This window comes from Iodobacter violaceini (genome assembly GCF_011601265.1).
GTDB classification, from domain to species: Bacteria; Pseudomonadota; Gammaproteobacteria; order Burkholderiales; family Chitinibacteraceae; genus Iodobacter; species Iodobacter violaceini.
This window is the reverse complement of sequence record NZ_JAAOLX010000008.1, coordinates 256,780-271,713: the sequence shown is the minus strand read 5'-3', so window position 1 is coordinate 271,713 and position 14,934 is coordinate 256,780. Positions and strand designations below refer to the sequence as shown.

Annotated in this window: 14 protein-coding genes; 6 read left to right on the top strand and 8 right to left on the bottom strand. The window is 48.0% G+C overall.

Annotated features, from left to right (window positions below; all coding sequences use genetic code 11):
• From HA050_RS16605 to HA050_RS16595, 3 genes are all read right to left on the bottom strand, one after another.
• A partial coding sequence (locus tag HA050_RS16605; RefSeq protein ID WP_166828544.1) for an ATP-binding protein occupies window positions 1-767 on the bottom strand: 767 nt, incomplete at its 3' end.
• Window positions 742-2,322, bottom strand: coding sequence for an IS21 family transposase (istA, locus tag HA050_RS16600; protein WP_166828541.1), 1,581 nt, complete (start codon window positions 2,320-2,322; stop codon window positions 742-744). The genes istA and HA050_RS16605, both read right to left, overlap by 26 nt.
• 283 nt (window positions 2,323-2,605) lie before the next feature.
• Entirely contained in the window at window positions 2,606-2,890 is a 285-nt protein-coding gene (locus tag HA050_RS16595; protein WP_166828538.1) for a hypothetical protein, read from the bottom strand.
• A gap of 43 nt (window positions 2,891-2,933) precedes the next feature.
• On the opposite strand from HA050_RS16595, the gene HA050_RS16590 reads away from it, so the two are divergent.
• Window positions 2,934-3,920, top strand: a complete 987-nt coding sequence (locus HA050_RS16590) for a hypothetical protein (protein ID WP_166828536.1) — start codon at window positions 2,934-2,936, stop codon at window positions 3,918-3,920.
• Window positions 3,921-4,018: 98 nt separating this feature from the next.
• On the opposite strand, the gene HA050_RS16585 is transcribed toward HA050_RS16590, so the two are convergent.
• On the bottom strand, window positions 4,019-4,297 hold the full coding sequence (locus HA050_RS16585) for a helix-turn-helix domain-containing protein (protein ID WP_166828533.1): 279 nt from the start codon (window positions 4,295-4,297) through the stop codon (window positions 4,019-4,021).
• An 88-nt stretch (window positions 4,298-4,385) separates the two neighbouring features.
• Here HA050_RS16585 and HA050_RS16580 point away from each other — a divergent pair, with 88 nt between their 5' ends.
• The 5 genes from HA050_RS16580 to HA050_RS16560 all read left to right on the top strand — a co-directional run bounded on the left by HA050_RS16580 (window position 4,386) and on the right by HA050_RS16560 (window position 11,312).
• Window positions 4,386-4,712, top strand: a complete 327-nt coding sequence (locus HA050_RS16580; RefSeq protein WP_166828530.1) for a helix-turn-helix domain-containing protein — start codon at window positions 4,386-4,388, stop codon at window positions 4,710-4,712.
• Between the two features lie 263 nt (window positions 4,713-4,975).
• Window positions 4,976-5,371, top strand: a complete 396-nt coding sequence (locus HA050_RS16575; RefSeq protein WP_166828527.1) for a hypothetical protein — start codon at window positions 4,976-4,978, stop codon at window positions 5,369-5,371.
• Between the two features lie 102 nt (window positions 5,372-5,473).
• Complete coding sequence (locus HA050_RS16570; RefSeq protein ID WP_166828524.1) at window positions 5,474-6,691, top strand: TolC family protein; 1,218 nt, start codon at window positions 5,474-5,476, stop codon at window positions 6,689-6,691.
• 2 nt (window positions 6,692-6,693) lie between these two features.
• A complete protein-coding gene (locus HA050_RS16565; protein WP_166828522.1) occupies window positions 6,694-8,190 on the top strand; it encodes an efflux RND transporter periplasmic adaptor subunit in 1,497 nt (498 codons plus the stop codon).
• On the top strand, window positions 8,187-11,312 hold the full coding sequence (locus HA050_RS16560; protein WP_166828519.1) for an efflux RND transporter permease subunit: 3,126 nt from the start codon (window positions 8,187-8,189) through the stop codon (window positions 11,310-11,312). Before HA050_RS16565 ends, HA050_RS16560 begins: the two co-directional genes overlap by 4 nt.
• A 170-nt stretch (window positions 11,313-11,482) precedes the next feature.
• On the opposite strand, the gene HA050_RS16555 is transcribed toward HA050_RS16560, so the two are convergent.
• The 4 genes from HA050_RS16555 to HA050_RS16540 form a co-directional block, all read right to left on the bottom strand.
• The gene (locus HA050_RS16555; RefSeq protein WP_205836474.1) at window positions 11,483-11,917 is read right to left on the bottom strand and encodes a DUF2513 domain-containing protein; all 435 of its coding nucleotides are present in this window, start codon (window positions 11,915-11,917) and stop codon (window positions 11,483-11,485) included.
• A gap of 92 nt (window positions 11,918-12,009) precedes the next feature.
• On the bottom strand, window positions 12,010-12,456 hold the full coding sequence (locus HA050_RS16550) for a hypothetical protein (RefSeq protein WP_166828514.1): 447 nt from the start codon (window positions 12,454-12,456) through the stop codon (window positions 12,010-12,012).
• A 372-nt stretch (window positions 12,457-12,828) separates the two neighbouring features.
• Window positions 12,829-14,199, bottom strand: a complete 1,371-nt coding sequence (locus HA050_RS16545; protein WP_166828511.1) for a heavy metal sensor histidine kinase — start codon at window positions 14,197-14,199, stop codon at window positions 12,829-12,831.
• Window positions 14,200-14,239: 40 nt separating this feature from the next.
• A complete protein-coding gene (locus tag HA050_RS16540) occupies window positions 14,240-14,920 on the bottom strand; it encodes a heavy metal response regulator transcription factor (protein WP_166828508.1) in 681 nt (226 codons plus the stop codon).
• Window positions 14,921-14,934: the final 14 nt, after the last annotated feature.

Genomic DNA, 14,934 nt, shown 5'->3' with positions numbered 1-14,934 from the left:
TGTGAAATTCTGGAAACAGGCAATGATTCGTTCAGGTTTAAACAGCGTAAAAAGGGGCAGAAAACGGGCTGACAAACTGGAAACTTTTGGACGCTGACGGGTGGAAAGTATTGGACGCTGATTGACATGGTTTCCGAAAACAATCCATACCAATGATCACTCGATAGTTGGCTCGTAATAATGAGTGACCCTGCATGCATGCGTGTATCGACAATATCAAGCAGCGTATAGCCAATTGTCGGTTCAATGGGAGCAAGCCCAAAATCATCAATAATCAGCAATCGTGCCTTAGCTAATGCACTTCGATATCGGGGTAAAGAACCATCACCCATTGCAATATGTAGCTCTTCATAAAGTTTAGAAGCACGTTTGAAGCTGACAGAAAAACCTTGTCTGCAAGCCTGACTTCCAAACGCGCAAGCAAGCCAGCTTTTCCCTGTCCCTGTTGCACCCGTTATGAATATGTTTTGATTCCGCTCAATCCATCCACAACCATAAAGATTACTGATCAGTTGCCGATCTAGCCGGCGAGTGCTGCTGTAATCAATGTCCTCTAAGTGGGCAGGGTATTGTAATTTAGCGTTGTTAAGTAGACGCTGGCTTTTCTTATTTTCTCGTTCAATCAGCTCCCGATCTAACATTAGCCCTAAACGTTCATCAAATGAGAGCGCTTGTAACGTGGGTGTTGTTAATTGCTCCCGATAATTTTTCGCCATCCCATGGAGTTTCAGAAGCTCAAAATTATTCAGTGTCTGCTGGTTTAGCATGCTTGACCTCGGCGGAAGAAAAATAATCAGCGCCACGCAAATTGGCGTGAACGACAGGAATAGAGCTTGTTAATAATTGTTGATTGGGACGTTTATCAGGCTGCTCACGTAAGATTGACTGCAGGCTTTTTAATGCAAAGGTTTTGAGCGTAATTGCGTATGCACATGCTTCCTCCAATCTAGAGTTCCCATGTTGCTGTGCAGCTCGACGTAGGGCACTGGCCGCTTTTTGTCCGTTTACTGGATCAGGACGTTCATGAAGGTGATAATGAATGTGAGTGGTGACAGCGGGCCCCACTGTTAGCGCCCATTTCGTAAGTGCTTCAGGTGTACTATCTGCATGAAACTGATGATTGAGTGGTTGGTGCTCCTTCTGTACGCTAAAGCCTGGGGTATTGTCCTTACGTTCGTGACTGGCAACGCGGAGGTGGTTATGAAAGATTTCAATGACGCATCTTGTTGCCCTAATATCGACCTTTTGCTGAACTAGTCTATTGGGCACAGAATAATAGTGTCCTGCATATTCAACGGCGTAGTCATTGCGAACACGTATATGAAAACGCCAGTCTGCATGTTCATAGGGTTGCGGTGGTAATGCCTTTAAAACACTTTGCTCGTGTGCAACAAATAAACTTCGCCGACTTTGATTTGGTTGGCGTTTGAATGGGCGTAAATTGAACTGTTCTAATAATCGAGCAATGGCCTGATTAAGTTCTTCTAAACTAAAAAAACGCTGATGGCGTAATGCGGCAAGCAACCAGCGCTGAATGATTTTCACGCCAGTCTCGACTTTTGCTTTATCTTGCGGTCGTCGACTTCGGGCAGGGATAACCACGGTTTGATAATGTTGGGCGAATTGAAGGTAAACCTGATTTAAAATGACTTCATAATGACCATGTGTAATAACGGCTGCTTTTAGGTTATCAGGTACTAATATGCGAGGTACGCCGCCTAGAAAATCACACGCGTCAATATTGCATTGAACCCAGTCGACGATCTGCTGGGTCCATACAGCGCAAGCAAATGTGTAATTTGAGTAACCAAGTACCGCAACAAAAATTTGCGCCATACGTGGTGTACTTTCCTCTTTAAGATATACCGGCATCGTTTTGCCGCAAAAATCTAAAAAAAGCTTATCTCCTGGTAGGTGGAGTTGCCGCATAACAAGTGGGCGCTGTGATTTAAATGCTCGATAGCCTGCAGTGAACTGAGAGTACGCAATCCCGTTGGGTTCAACGGCACGCCACTCTCGCCAGAGTAGTTCTAGGGTGACATCTGGGTCTTTTAGCTCGGTATGAACCCAGCCCCAGTCTGGCGTGGGCTTTCTCCTCCGCCCCTCCAATGAGGTGAGTTGCAGCCGCAACCGCAACTGATCATCATCAAGTTGATCTAAATCACCGAAATCAAACTGAATATTTTCAAGATGCCTGCGCAAACGTTGAACGGTATTACGCGACATTGATGTAGCTCGAGCGAGCTCACGTGTTGTGATTTTTGTATCGGCATATAGGCGTAAAAACTCGCGCAGCCGTTGCGCTTCAATATTTACTCTCATAAAAGTGCTCCCGTCCATCGATTTTATGGAACAGAATGAGGGGGATCATGAATATGCAGGCAAAGCCCGTCCTCTTCGGCCTTGACAGCCGACCACCCGTCACAGAGAATAAGAACTCAGTTTCCTCAACTGATTTTCTTTGTCTCATGCAAAAAGCTCAAAGTTGCCACTTTGGGCTTTTTGTGCGACTAGGGAAATGAAATATGTTTATCTCTTCGCTACCGCCTCCGATCAAGGGAGGGTCCCCTGAGTTTAATTGCAATTGTATGGCTCACCCCTGTTGCTATTGGCATCCTGCATCCGGCTTTACAGCGTTTGTTGTCGTTGCAAGAAAACGCTGCTCTGCAATCCACTGAGCAACGTCCTTAACTAATGCATATTTGCCACGGCGATGTTTAATCGCAAAAACGGGTATAGGCAATGTTCCTCGGGTAAATGCCTGACGAAATGCATCCACTGAGCAATACCCCAATGCCTGTAAGAGCGCGTCATCCGCAATCATCGGGCCATGTCGCTCAAATAAATTACGTTCAATCTCGTTGGCCAACTCAATTTGGGGTTGTTGCATTGGGATTAGTCCTATCTGGTCACTACAAAATGGTAGCGATTTATTGCGCTTTGCGCTAGAAAGTGACAATCACCCTGATTATCACTCGGTTATGAAGACAAAAACTCCTTGTATTGAAAAGCAAAACGCCGATTGGGATCATTTTTTTTCTGCTCTGCAAAATGAGCTGGATTCAGCAAATACGCCGCGGCGCGATCGCATTGATGTGATTCGTGTAGCTCTTTGGTTCTTGTTAATTAAGAACTATTTAGGGGTACCTACAGCGTACGCCATTGAAAAAAAAGTAGACCCGAAGGCATTTAGAAGGAAAGAAGAAACGGGCGATCTCAACCATAAAAATTTGTGGTCAACTTATCGCATCGGTCAACACGTCCCCCGAAAGAAGATCGTTGCCCAAGCAAATAAGCAGGTCCCACAATCTGCAGTTTTACTCAACAATGTACTCTGGGAAGCCATCAGAGGAAAAAAGCCTATCGGAAAGCTTTGGTCCAACGGCCTTGCGCAATTTGCACCAGAAATTTTAAGGGTGGTCGTTGCTTTAGACCACTTAGGTCAAACGACGGGTGAAATGCCTGCTCATATCAAACACAGTCAATTAAAGAGGCTAGAACGTCAGGGAGGGATTGATGCTCTAACATGTCTAACCCTGTTATTAAGGGGGGCTGTAGAGCGAGGGGATCAAAGTACTGCTTTTGCCATAGCGCAATCACTTTACTCAGTTTTGTTAGTTGTTTGTACTCAATCACCCTTCTATTATTTGTGTAATGAGGTATTTAAATTATTTAAAATTTATGTATTCTCTTTGCTTCGTAATGAACATTGCTCTTTTGATTTTGATGATTTTAATTTTAATCAAAAAGTTGAAATGCTTATTTATCACTATCACAAATTAAAAGGTTCTAGTACAGTCGAAGCTAAACCTATTGATGTCATGCGGTCGATGTATAAGGTGATCAATGGTGACCATGGAATCTATCTCCTTATTTTTTATACACCGCCCTTACGATTCCCTTCGCTAGAATCAATATAATTTCTTATAATTTTTAATTAACCTGAATAACGTCTTAGTCAGAGACATCATTCAGGAGTTAAATATGTGGGAAGGAATAATTCAATAAGAATTAGATCTTAATAGCTCAAATACAATTTAGTAGCCTCCCTTAAAACAGCATTTTCTTTTTCTAGAAAATGTAGACGTTTTTCCAATTTCTGACTGTTATTTTCTGCCATAGGTGGCGGCAAAATCACAGTGCCTGCTCTGTTTTGAAACTCCTGTATGCCAATGTATTTCCAGCTGTAAATTGTTGAGGGATGCATTCGAAATTTATGTGCTGCTTTGGCTACGCTACCCACTTTTTCGACATAGCGAAGGACTTCGATCTTAAATATTAAGGAATACGGCATCATAAGACTTGCAGACTAAGAAATCCTTAGTATACCTTAGACTGCAGCACTAAGAGAATCTTAGGCATGTTGACCCAATAGCGGTAATTTCATGCCTGAGCTCCACCCCTTACCCGCTCGATTAAAGCAGGTGAGAATTTTGAAACAGCTCACACAGCAAAAACTAGGGGAGTTACTGGGCCTTGATCCCAGTAATGCTAGCGCACGCATGAACCAATACGAACGTGGGAAGCACACACCCGACTTCGATACGCTTAAACGTATTGCGAACGTGCTTGATGTGCCAGTGGCTTATTTCTACTGTGAGGATGAATTGACTGCCTCTATTCTTCAGGCTGCTGAAGCACTAAGTGAAGAACAGAAGTTAGCTCTGCTTGTGTCTATTCGTGAGATGGTCATTACTGAGAAAGAAAAATAAAGGTCAAAGAAACCAATCACAGGGACATTGACCTGCAAAAGACTGGCCCTAAGAACTGAGTAGAAGTAATTAAAAAAATAAGTATTTTATGAAAGCATAAAAACAGGGAATATTGTTTGCGACATGACTTGCTCCCAAGCCGCACCTTTAAAGGAGTTGTTGGTATGCCGCTTTAAGCGATAATAACGGCCAATCTTAAGCATTATCAAAAAGTATGTGCCACACTACTGTAAGCTCACACTGTACTTACTGAAGCTAGGCTCATGAAACATCGCTTTTTAGCTCATCCGCTCGCAGTCCTGTTTATGATGATCTTGCTGACATTCAGCCAGTTCGTTGTAGCGGCGTATGCCTGCGCGGATGCTCTAGCAAGCTTGCCTACTGCGCCTGTTATGATGCAAATGGCCGACATGAGTGATTGTGTCGAAATGAAGGCCAATCAACAGCCTTTAGTGTGTAAAGCACACTGCCAAAAAGATTCGCAATTAGAAGCACACAAAACACCTGATCTGCCTGCCCCACAGCTATTTACCCTGTTTTATCTTGCGCCTTTATTCGATAGCTATTTGCCGATGGCTAATCAGCAATTAACAGCGCCACCTACACTGCTCGCATCCTCCCCGCCCTTACGTATCCAATATCAAGTCTTTCGCAACTAGCCTATTTCTCTGATCCATTTGAACATCACTAGGACTGCGGCGTGTCTTCGCTCGCCTTCATGTCTTGGTGTTTCGTATTCAGTATGATCTGGAGAAACACTCATGTTTCCTTATGCACTTCGCAGCATTGTGCTCTTACTCTGCGTGGCCAGCGCACAGGCACTGACCTTAGATGAGGCCCTCGTTGCGGCTCAAAATTACGCCCCTGATCTCATTGTTAGTCGATCAGGCGCTGCTGCAGCTCAATCTTTAACGCTATCTGCTGGTGCTTTACCTGACCCTAAGCTCTCTTTTGCCATTGATAACCTTCCGCTAGAGGGAGAAGACCAATACCGTATTGGCAAATCAATGCGCAGCATTGGCCTGATGCAGGAGTTTCCTAATGCGGGCAAGCGGGCAGCGGAGCGCCAAATCGCCACGGCAGCGTGGCAAGCCAGTAGCGCCCAGTATCGCTTTGCACAGCTTAATGTACAACGCGCCACCACACTCGCTTGGCTAAGCCTCTATTACACGCAAGAAAAAGCTCAGATTCTTGATGCGCAAGTCATCGAAAATCAAAACAGCTTAAACCTCAGTCGCGCAGCTATAGCTGGGGGTGGCACAGTCGACAGTGCCTTAGCCGCACAGCTAGAAACCCAGCAATTAGCCGATGCGCGGGATGATTTAAAGAGCGAAGTTCAACAGGCACGGGCGCTATTGGCGCGCTGGATTGGGCCAGATCACGTAGCGGACTCCGTAAGTGGCCCACTGCCTGTATGGCAAGCACAGCCTTCCCCCGAAGATCAATCTGACCAATTTAGCAAGCAGCCTGATCTGCACGCGGCCAGCTCGCAAATTAGCGCCGCCCGTGCCGAATTGGCTCTGATGGAAGCAGGCAAGCGGCCTGACTGGGGCTTGGAGCTGGCGCTGCAGCGCAGCGATATGGGGCAAAACCAAGCGATGGTGAAGGTTTCTTTTGACCTGCCGTTTTTTACCGCCTCACGGCAAGACCCCAAAATCGCCGCCGCTACCGCCAACTTGCAACGAGCCGAAGCAGAAAAAACCGCTCGTAGTGCGGGCTATCGTCAGCAATATGCCGAGTTAAATGCGCAAGGTGATGCGCTGACTAGCCAGTTGCAAAGGCTAAAGCAACAAACACTGCCCTTAATTCAAAAGCAAACTGAGCTGGCCTTAGCGGGCCTGCAATCTGGCAAAGCGAATAGCAATGCGGTACTTGAAGCGCGCAAAACGAAAAGAGTAGCCCAATTACGCGCACTTGATCTGACCTCCCGCCTTGCAGCCATTCAGGCGCAAATATTCTTCCTAACTGGAGGCCATTAATCATGAATCGCAACAACACAATCGCCTTAGCCATTGTCACCCTTTTTATCGGAAGTGCCGCAGGTTGGTGGCTAAAACCAACGCCAAGCCACTCCACCGCCAGTGCCCCCGTCGAGGCACGCAAAGCCCTTTATTGGTACGACCCGATGAAGCCAGAACAGCATTTCGATCAGCCAGGTAAATCTCCCTTTATGGACATGGAGCTGATGCCTCGCTATGCGGATGCTCCTGATGCATCTTCTTCAACGGCAAATACCAGTATCAAGATCGACCCCAGTCTCATACAAAACACCGGCCTTAAGTTGGCCACGGCTCAGCGCGGCACGATATCGCAGGGGATAGAAGTGCCCGGTAGCGTGGTATTTAACGATCGAGATGTCGCCATTGTGCAAGCGCGTAGCAATGGCATTGTGGAGCGGGTATATCCACTCGCAACTGGCGATATCATTCAAGCCGGAGCACCGATTGCCGAGCTGCGCGTGCCCGAATGGCTGGCCGCACAAAATGAATATCTAGCACTACGCCATGATGCCGAGCTAGCCGGTGCAATGCTCTCTCGCCTTCAGCAGCTTGGCATGAGCCCAGCACAGATTGCTCGCCTAAAACAAAGCGGCCATCCGCAAGCCACCATTACTATCACAGCGCCCCGCAGCGGAATGATTGCTGAGCTATCCGTGCGGCAAGGCATGGTACTGAGCCTTGGTGCGCCTCTGGCGCGGATTAATGGTTTGGCCAGCGTGTGGATCGAGGCCGAAGTGCCTGAGGCCCAAGCCGCCACGCTCAAAATCGGCGCACCGATTCACGCCCTTTTTGCGGCCTTACCTAATACGCCGATCAACGGCAAAGTTACTGCTCTCGTGCCAGAACTCAATAAAGAAACGCGCAGCCTCAGGGTACGGGCCGAGATCCCTAACCCTAAGGGGCTACTCCGCCCCGGCATGTTTGCGCGTATTTCTTTGGCTAAGCCTGACAGCGCAGCGGTCTTGCTGGTGCCAAGCGAAAGCATTATCGCCACCGGCAAACGCAGCGTGGTGATTATGAGCGACGGTCAAGGACGCTTTACACCCAGCGATGTTAAAACGGGCCGCGAGCACCAAGGGCAAACCGAGATTGTTTCTGGACTTAAAGAAGGCGAGCAGATTGTGGTTTCTGGGCAATTTATGATTGATTCAGAGGCCAGCTTACGTGGGGTATTGGCAAGGATGAATCCTGCGGCTTCTGCCGCCACTTCAGCTCATTCCGACCACACCGTCACCGCCCCCGTTCAAGCGACACACCAAGGCCAAGGCATCGTTAAAGCCATCGACAGCAAGCAAATTACGCTAGAGCACGGTGCGATTGCTTCCCTCAACTGGCCCGCCATGACCATGCCTTTTCCCTTGGCCACCCCCAATCTAACCAAGGGAATTCGCGTCGGCCAGCAGGTGAAGTTCTCCTTTATTGAGCAGGGCAGCGTGGTGCAAAGCGTTAAGGTCGTTGCCACGGGAGGTCAGCCATGATTGCCAAAGTCATTTGCTGGTCGATTCGTAATCGTTTTCTTGTCTTACTTGCAACCGTGATGCTGGTGGCTTGGGGCGTTTGGGCCGTAAAGAATGCACCTATCGACGCCTTACCGGATTTATCCGATGTGCAGGTGATTATTCGCACGCCTTATGCGGGGCAAGCGCCGAGGATTGTTGAGGATCAGGTCACCTATCCGCTTACCACTACCATGCTTTCTGTACCAGGCGTCAAAACCGTAAGGGGATTTTCTTTTTTTGGTGATTCTTATGTCTACGTTTTGTTTGATGACAACACCGACCTTTACTGGGCGCGTTCCCGCGTTTTAGAGTACTTAAATCAAGTGCAAGCAAAACTACCCGCCGCAGCTCGCCCAGCCCTAGGGCCAGATGCCACGGGGGTGGGCTGGATTTATGAATATGCGCTGGTCGATAAAAGCGGCAAGCATAGCTTGGCAGATCTGCGTAGCTTGCAAGATTGGTTTCTTAAATACGAGCTTAAAACCCTGCCTAATGTGGCCGAAGTGGCGTCGATTGGCGGCATGGTCAAGCAATATCAGGTGGTGCTTGATCCGCTGAAATTAGCCAGCTTTGGCATCAGCCATGATGCAGTGACCGACGCAATGGCAAAGGCCAATCAAGAAACCGGCGGTGCGGTGATTGAGCTGGCCGAAAGCGAATATATGGTGCGTGCCAGCGGCTATTTAAAAACGCTGGATGATTTTAGAGCCATCCCGCTTAAAACATCGGCCAATGGCGTGGCGGTGCAGCTGGGGGACGTAGCCCGTATCCAAATTGGGCCAGAAATGCGCCGTGGCATTGCCGAGCTAAATGGTGAAGGCGAAGTGGCCGGTGGCGTGGTGATTTTACGCTCAGGCAAAAACGCCCGCGCCACAATTAGCGCGGTGCACACCAAGCTAGAGCAGCTCAAAAAAAGCCTGCCCGCTGGGGTGGAAATTGTCACCACCTATGATCGCAGCCAGCTGATAGATCATGCAGTGGAAAATCTCAGCCATAAATTACTTGAGGAATTTATCGTCGTTGCCCTCGTGTGTGCCGTGTTTTTATGGCATCTACGCTCGGCGCTGGTGGCGATTATTTCGCTGCCGCTGGGCGTATTAGCGGCGTTTATCGTGATGCATTATCAGGGCGTGAACGCGAATATTATGTCGCTGGGCGGCATTGCCATTGCCATCGGGGCCATGGTCGACGCCGCCGTGGTGATGATAGAAAACGCGCATAAAAAGCTCGAAGAATGGGCGCATGCGCATCCTGATCAAAAGCTAGTTGGGGCCGAGCATTGGCAAGTCATCGGCCACGCCGCCGCCGAAGTGGGGCCTGCTTTATTTTTTAGCCTGTTGATTATCACCCTGTCTTTTATTCCGATTTTTACTTTAGAAGCGCAAGAAGGCCGACTCTTTGGCCCGCTCGCCTTTACCAAAACCTACGCCATGGCGGCGGCGGCGGGGATATCAATCACGCTAGTGCCGATTTTGATGGGCTATTGGATACGCGGCGCCATTCCCGATGAAAACCGTAATCCCTTGAACCGTTTTTTGGTCAAGCTGTATTCCCCGATGCTAGAAGCGGTGCTCAAGCGCCCTAAAACCACCTTAATCGTGGCGATCTTGGTGTTTATCACCGCGCTCTGGCCTGCTCGCCAATTAGGCGGTGAGTTTCTGCCGCAAATGAATGAGGGCGATTTGCTGTATATGCCCAGCGCCTTGCCCGGCCTTTCTGCAGCCAAAGCCGCCGAGTTGCTGCAACAAAGTGATCGCCTAATCAAGACCATTCCCGAAGTCGCCACCGTCTTCGGTAAAGCGGGCCGAGCAGAGACCGCCACCGATAACTCGCCTATGGAGATGTTTGAAACCACCATTCACTTCAAGCCGCAAGATCAATGGCGGCCCGGCATGACGCCTAAAAAACTGGTGGAAGAACTCGACCGCACGGTGAAAATCCCCGGCCTTGCTAATCTTTGGGTGCCGCCGATTCGCAACCGTATCGACATGCTGGCCACCGGCATTAAAAGCCCCATCGGCATTAAGGTGGCAGGCACCGATATCGCCAGCATTGACGTCACCGCGATTGCCATCGAACAAGTCGCCAAAACCGTCACCGGTGTTTCATCCGCCTTGGCCGAGCGCCTCAGCGGTGGGCGCTATATCGATGTGGATATCAACCGCGCAGCCGCCGCTCGTTATGGCCTGAATGTGGCCGATGTGCAATCGGTAGTCGCCCGCTTGATTGGTGGTGAAAACGTCGGCGAAACGGTAGAAGGTACGGCCCGCTACCCGATCAATGTGCGTTATCCGCGTGAGCTAAGAGACTCGCCCGAGGCGCTGCGCAATCTGCCGATTGTGACGAGCGGGGGCCAGCAAATTACCTTAGGATCGGTCGCTAAAATCAGCATCACCGATGGCCCGCCCATGCTTAAAAGTGAAAACGGCCGCCTTGCCTCGTGGATCTATATCGATGTAAGAGATAGCGATTTAGTCAGCGTGGTCCATCGTTTGCAAGCCGCCATTGATAAGCAAGTCACATTCAGTCCCGGCGTAAGTGTTAGCTACTCAGGGCAGTTTGAGTTTTTAGAACGCGCCAATGCCAAGCTCAAGTTGGTGATTCCGGCCACGCTGATGATTATTTTTGTGCTGCTTTATCTCACCTTTAGGCGCATCGATGAAGCCCTGCTAATTTTGGCCACGCTGCCCTTCGCGCTGGTGGGCGGTATGTGGTTTTTGTATATGCTGGGCTATCACCTATCCATCACCACCGGAGTCGGCTTTATTGCGCTGGCTGGGGTTTCCGCTGAGTTTGGCGTGATTATGTTGCTGTATCTCAAGCAAGCATTAGAGAAGCGGCAAGTAGGAGATGGACCACTGGAGTTAGCTGTGATCTTGGATGCAATCCGTGAAGGCGCGGTGCTCAGAGTGCGCCCCAAAGCCATGACCGTTTCAGTCATCTTGGCTGGTCTGTTGCCGATTCTATGGGGCAGCGGTGCAGGCTCAGAAGTTATGAGCCGAATCGCCGCCCCCATGGTTGGCGGCATGATCACTGCACCGCTGCTCTCCATGTTTGTGATTCCTGCGGCGTATTACTTGATGCGCAGGAGGAAACGTTGATGCCTAAAAACCTAAGATATGTAGACACGGAGAACAGTTTAAAAACAGAACGGGGAGAAAACCGTAAGGCGAATTAAATTTTAAAAAGTAAGGAGCAGATCACAAAATTATCTGTGGTCTGTTTTTTTAATTTCGATTACTTGAGAGCAGGGGCAGGCGCTACTTTGAACTCACTCTGTATCGAGTTCTATTCCCGTGAGTGCTTTAATTTTCGTTTTAATAAACCCATGCGCTAATTCTTTAAGCGTATCAATACCAAAGGATCCTAAGCTAAGCGCCGCCCCCTTTGTTTGCTTCCATATCTCATCCGCTCGAACTGACTCAAGAAACTCATGACCTTCCCAAGTCAAGTGGCGGGGTACGACATGAAATACATAGTCACTATCTAAGCGTAAGGATTTACCTGGAGGATGATTTAGTCCCCTGAGTGCCCAACCGTCAATAAGGCTGGCTTCAAACAATAGTATCAAGTGGTATAACAACGCTTCTTTAGTTGTACTAAGAGTCTCCGCAACGTGTACTTGGCTATACCCAAAATCCTCCTTGTTTGCTAGGTTTGGTGTACGAGCCTCTAGGTCTAGAAGAATTGATCGCACTAAATCCATGTCGCGTTTCATAAGAGAACATCGCTCTTTGTTGTGAAGATTGAATAAGCTTAGTGCGAAAGTGACGCTCTGCTAGTCCTATTGTTACAACGTTAGAAATTAGCCGCAATTTGTTTTAGGGCTGGACTGCTACCTGTTTGCGTATAGCCACATTGTGTTTTTGCATATGCACATTTTATCTTGTGGTTAAGGCGAGCGCGCGGCATTTGACTGTAAACCGTAATCGAGCTTCTTGGCTCTAATCGTCTTGGCCAATGCCCATTGTCGGTAAAAACGGGTGCCACTATCGCTCCACGTTCTGCTGTCCCATGAAAGAATACGCCAGCATCATTTACCGTTACGGGAAACGCACTAAGATTTGTGATTTCAATACAGAATTGAAGCAATTCATTCGTGCCGCCATAGGGAATTGCATGTGCTGGTACGACTTTAAGCTTTACACGTACTTTGTCTAGGCTATGCCATGTATTGATAATGCCAAGCACTGCACCTACCAATGCAATTCCTAGCGTAAATCCTTGAAGCCAAGTTATGTCCATCAATAATCTCTACAGTTGAAATAAGGTAGCCAATTTTCTTGAAGGGCGAATTAGGAAACCACACTATTGCTTAAAAGTGCAGACAAAACGAACAGAAATGATTAGTTCGCCCACAGAAAAATGCCAAACAGATACTAGCAGCTTTCAAGTTTCAACAGAAAAAAATACAAAATCAGTACATCATGCTTTCAATTATCAATAATATTGCTGGGTATGCCGCTCAAGATAAAAACGGTGTGCGCCTATTATTGATAGGTATAAACACCATACTCCTTAGCTTGTTACTCCCCCCCAAAAAAAATGTGTCTTATCGCTTTGAACTTCCAATTAAAATATTCAAAAATGACAGTGGGTTAGTTCAGAAAGATCCCTTCATCTACACCCAGCAACATCATAAAACTTCAAACAAAATGTGGTGGTGTTGGCGTGGCTCTTTACGGTTACCTCCCCATGATGCAGCTGCATAATCGAGGAAATAATGGCGAGGCCAAGGCCTGAGCCGCCGTCGTTACGACTACGGGCGGAGTCCACCCGGTAGAAACGCTCAAATAGATGCGCTAGGTGATCCGCTGCAATAACCTCGCCTTGGTTACTGATGGATATTAATAGCCTGTGTGCGTCTTGCTCTATGTCTACCGTAATCTTGCTGGCAAGATCAGCATGCCGAATGGCATTAGATAGTAAATTGGTCAGAGCGCGTTGCAGCATGGATTTGTCAGCTAATATTTGACCGCTACCACTTGCGAGTAATTGGATGTTTTTGCTTTCGGCAAGCGCATCAAAAAAATCAAATAACATTTCAATTAGCGGTTTTAAGTCTATTTCTTCTAGATTCAAAGCCTGTTCGGCTTGCTCTGCATTGGCTAGAAACAAGAGATCATTAATTAAACGATTTAGCCGCAGTAGCTCTTCTTCGGCCGAGGCCAATACTCGCTGATAATCTGCCACCTCACGGGTTTTACTTAGATTGACCTGAATATCGCCCAATACATTACTCAAGGGCGTACGCATTTCATGCGCTAGATCGGCAGAGAATTGTGATAGCCGTTCAACGCTATTCTCTAAGCGCTGCAACATGCCGTTAAAGCTGATTGCTAGTTCTTGTAACTCGGTTGGTACCGCTTCAATACCTAATCGGGCATGTAATGATGCGGCGGTCACACTGCTCACCAAAGCATTAAAGGTTTGCAAGGGCTGCAAAGCGCGCTTAGCAACCAGCCATGAGCCTAGCGCAATAAATAACACGGCAAATGGTAGCGCTAAAGCCTGAGATTGGCGAAATAGAAGCAGCAGTTTTTGATCACTTTCCCTTTCTAAAAAAACCAGCAACCATTGCGCTTGTGTAGGGTGCGCTTGAATGCCTAGTAAGATAGGATCGCCTAGGTTGTTTTTTCTAGCGAACACACCAGCAATCCATTTAGATTGGGGGCGGGCTTGGGCAAGGGCTTGCTCTCTGGCAAAAGGGTCCGAACTTTTTAAAACGGTCGAGTCTGAAACGAGGGCCCAGTGTAAATAAGGATGGCCGACTAATTGTGCGGAGAGCTTGGATTCATCAGTGCTCGTATTGGCATTGAGCACTTGCTGCAAAACTTCCATTTTGCCGATCAGTTCCGTTTTGGCCCGTTTATCTAAAGCTAAACGCAATAAGTGATCTGTTCCAATCGCAATTAAAAAAACCAAGACTGCACAGAATACCCCCACCATGCCGCCTACCCGCCAAGCCAAAGATTTCGGCACTTTCATGCTTGAAGCCTCGCATAAGAAAGATCACTGAGCGCGACGATCATTCTTCATCCCTTGCTTCAAAAACATAGCCCACACCACGCACGGTATGAATGAGCTTAGGGCTAAAGCCATCATCTACTTTGCCTCTTAAACGGCGAATGGCTACATCGACAATATTAGTGTCGGTATCAAAATTAACGTCCCAAACATTGGAAGCAATCAGCGTGCGTGTCAGCACTTCACCATGGCGGCGCATCAGCAAATGCAGCAGGGCAAACTCGCGGGCGGTCAGGTCGATCTGTTGTTGATTACGGTAGGCTTTATGTTTAACAGGATCTAACTCTAGCCCTGCCAGTTGTAGAGTTTCGGCGGGGCTCACTTTATTGTTTCTTTTAAGCAGTACCTTAATGCGAGCTAGCAGTTCAGGAAAGGCAAAGGGCTTAGGCAAATAATCATCCGCACCCGATTCTAGCCCGCGCACCCGATCATCAATCCGGCTACGTGCAGTGAGCATGAGTACCGGTGTTTGCTTGCTGCGCCGCAGGCCATCAAGCACACCCCAACCATCAAGTAGGGGCAACATCACATCCAAGATAATTAAATCAAACTCTTCCTCTAGTGCTTTATGTAAGCCATCAATGCCATTGCTGGCGATATCAATGGCATAGCCGCTCTCACTTAAGCCTTGCTTTAAATAAGCGGCTGTTTTGCTCTCATCTTCAATAATTAAGATGCGCATTTCTATTCCCCTTT

Coding starts and splice junctions, on each gene's coding strand:
- HA050_RS16580 (WP_166828530.1), top strand. CDS start 4,386: ATGCCTGAGCTCCACCCCTTACCCGCTCGATTAAAGCAGGTGAGAATT.
- HA050_RS16540 (WP_166828508.1), bottom strand. CDS start 14,920: ATGCGCATCTTAATTATTGAAGATGAGAGCAAAACAGCCGCTTATTTA.
- HA050_RS16560 (WP_166828519.1), top strand. CDS start 8,187: ATGATTGCCAAAGTCATTTGCTGGTCGATTCGTAATCGTTTTCTTGTC.
- HA050_RS16545 (WP_166828511.1), bottom strand. CDS start 14,199: ATGAAAGTGCCGAAATCTTTGGCTTGGCGGGTAGGCGGCATGGTGGGG.
- HA050_RS16555 (WP_205836474.1), bottom strand. CDS start 11,917: ATGGATTTAGTGCGATCAATTCTTCTAGACCTAGAGGCTCGTACACCA.
- HA050_RS16595 (WP_166828538.1), bottom strand. CDS start 2,890: ATGCAACAACCCCAAATTGAGTTGGCCAACGAGATTGAACGTAATTTA.
- HA050_RS16570 (WP_166828524.1), top strand. CDS start 5,474: ATGTTTCCTTATGCACTTCGCAGCATTGTGCTCTTACTCTGCGTGGCC.
- istA (WP_166828541.1), bottom strand. CDS start 2,322: ATGAGAGTAAATATTGAAGCGCAACGGCTGCGCGAGTTTTTACGCCTA.
- HA050_RS16585 (WP_166828533.1), bottom strand. CDS start 4,297: ATGATGCCGTATTCCTTAATATTTAAGATCGAAGTCCTTCGCTATGTC.
- HA050_RS16550 (WP_166828514.1), bottom strand. CDS start 12,456: ATGGACATAACTTGGCTTCAAGGATTTACGCTAGGAATTGCATTGGTA.
- HA050_RS16575 (WP_166828527.1), top strand. CDS start 4,976: ATGAAACATCGCTTTTTAGCTCATCCGCTCGCAGTCCTGTTTATGATG.
- HA050_RS16565 (WP_166828522.1), top strand. CDS start 6,694: ATGAATCGCAACAACACAATCGCCTTAGCCATTGTCACCCTTTTTATC.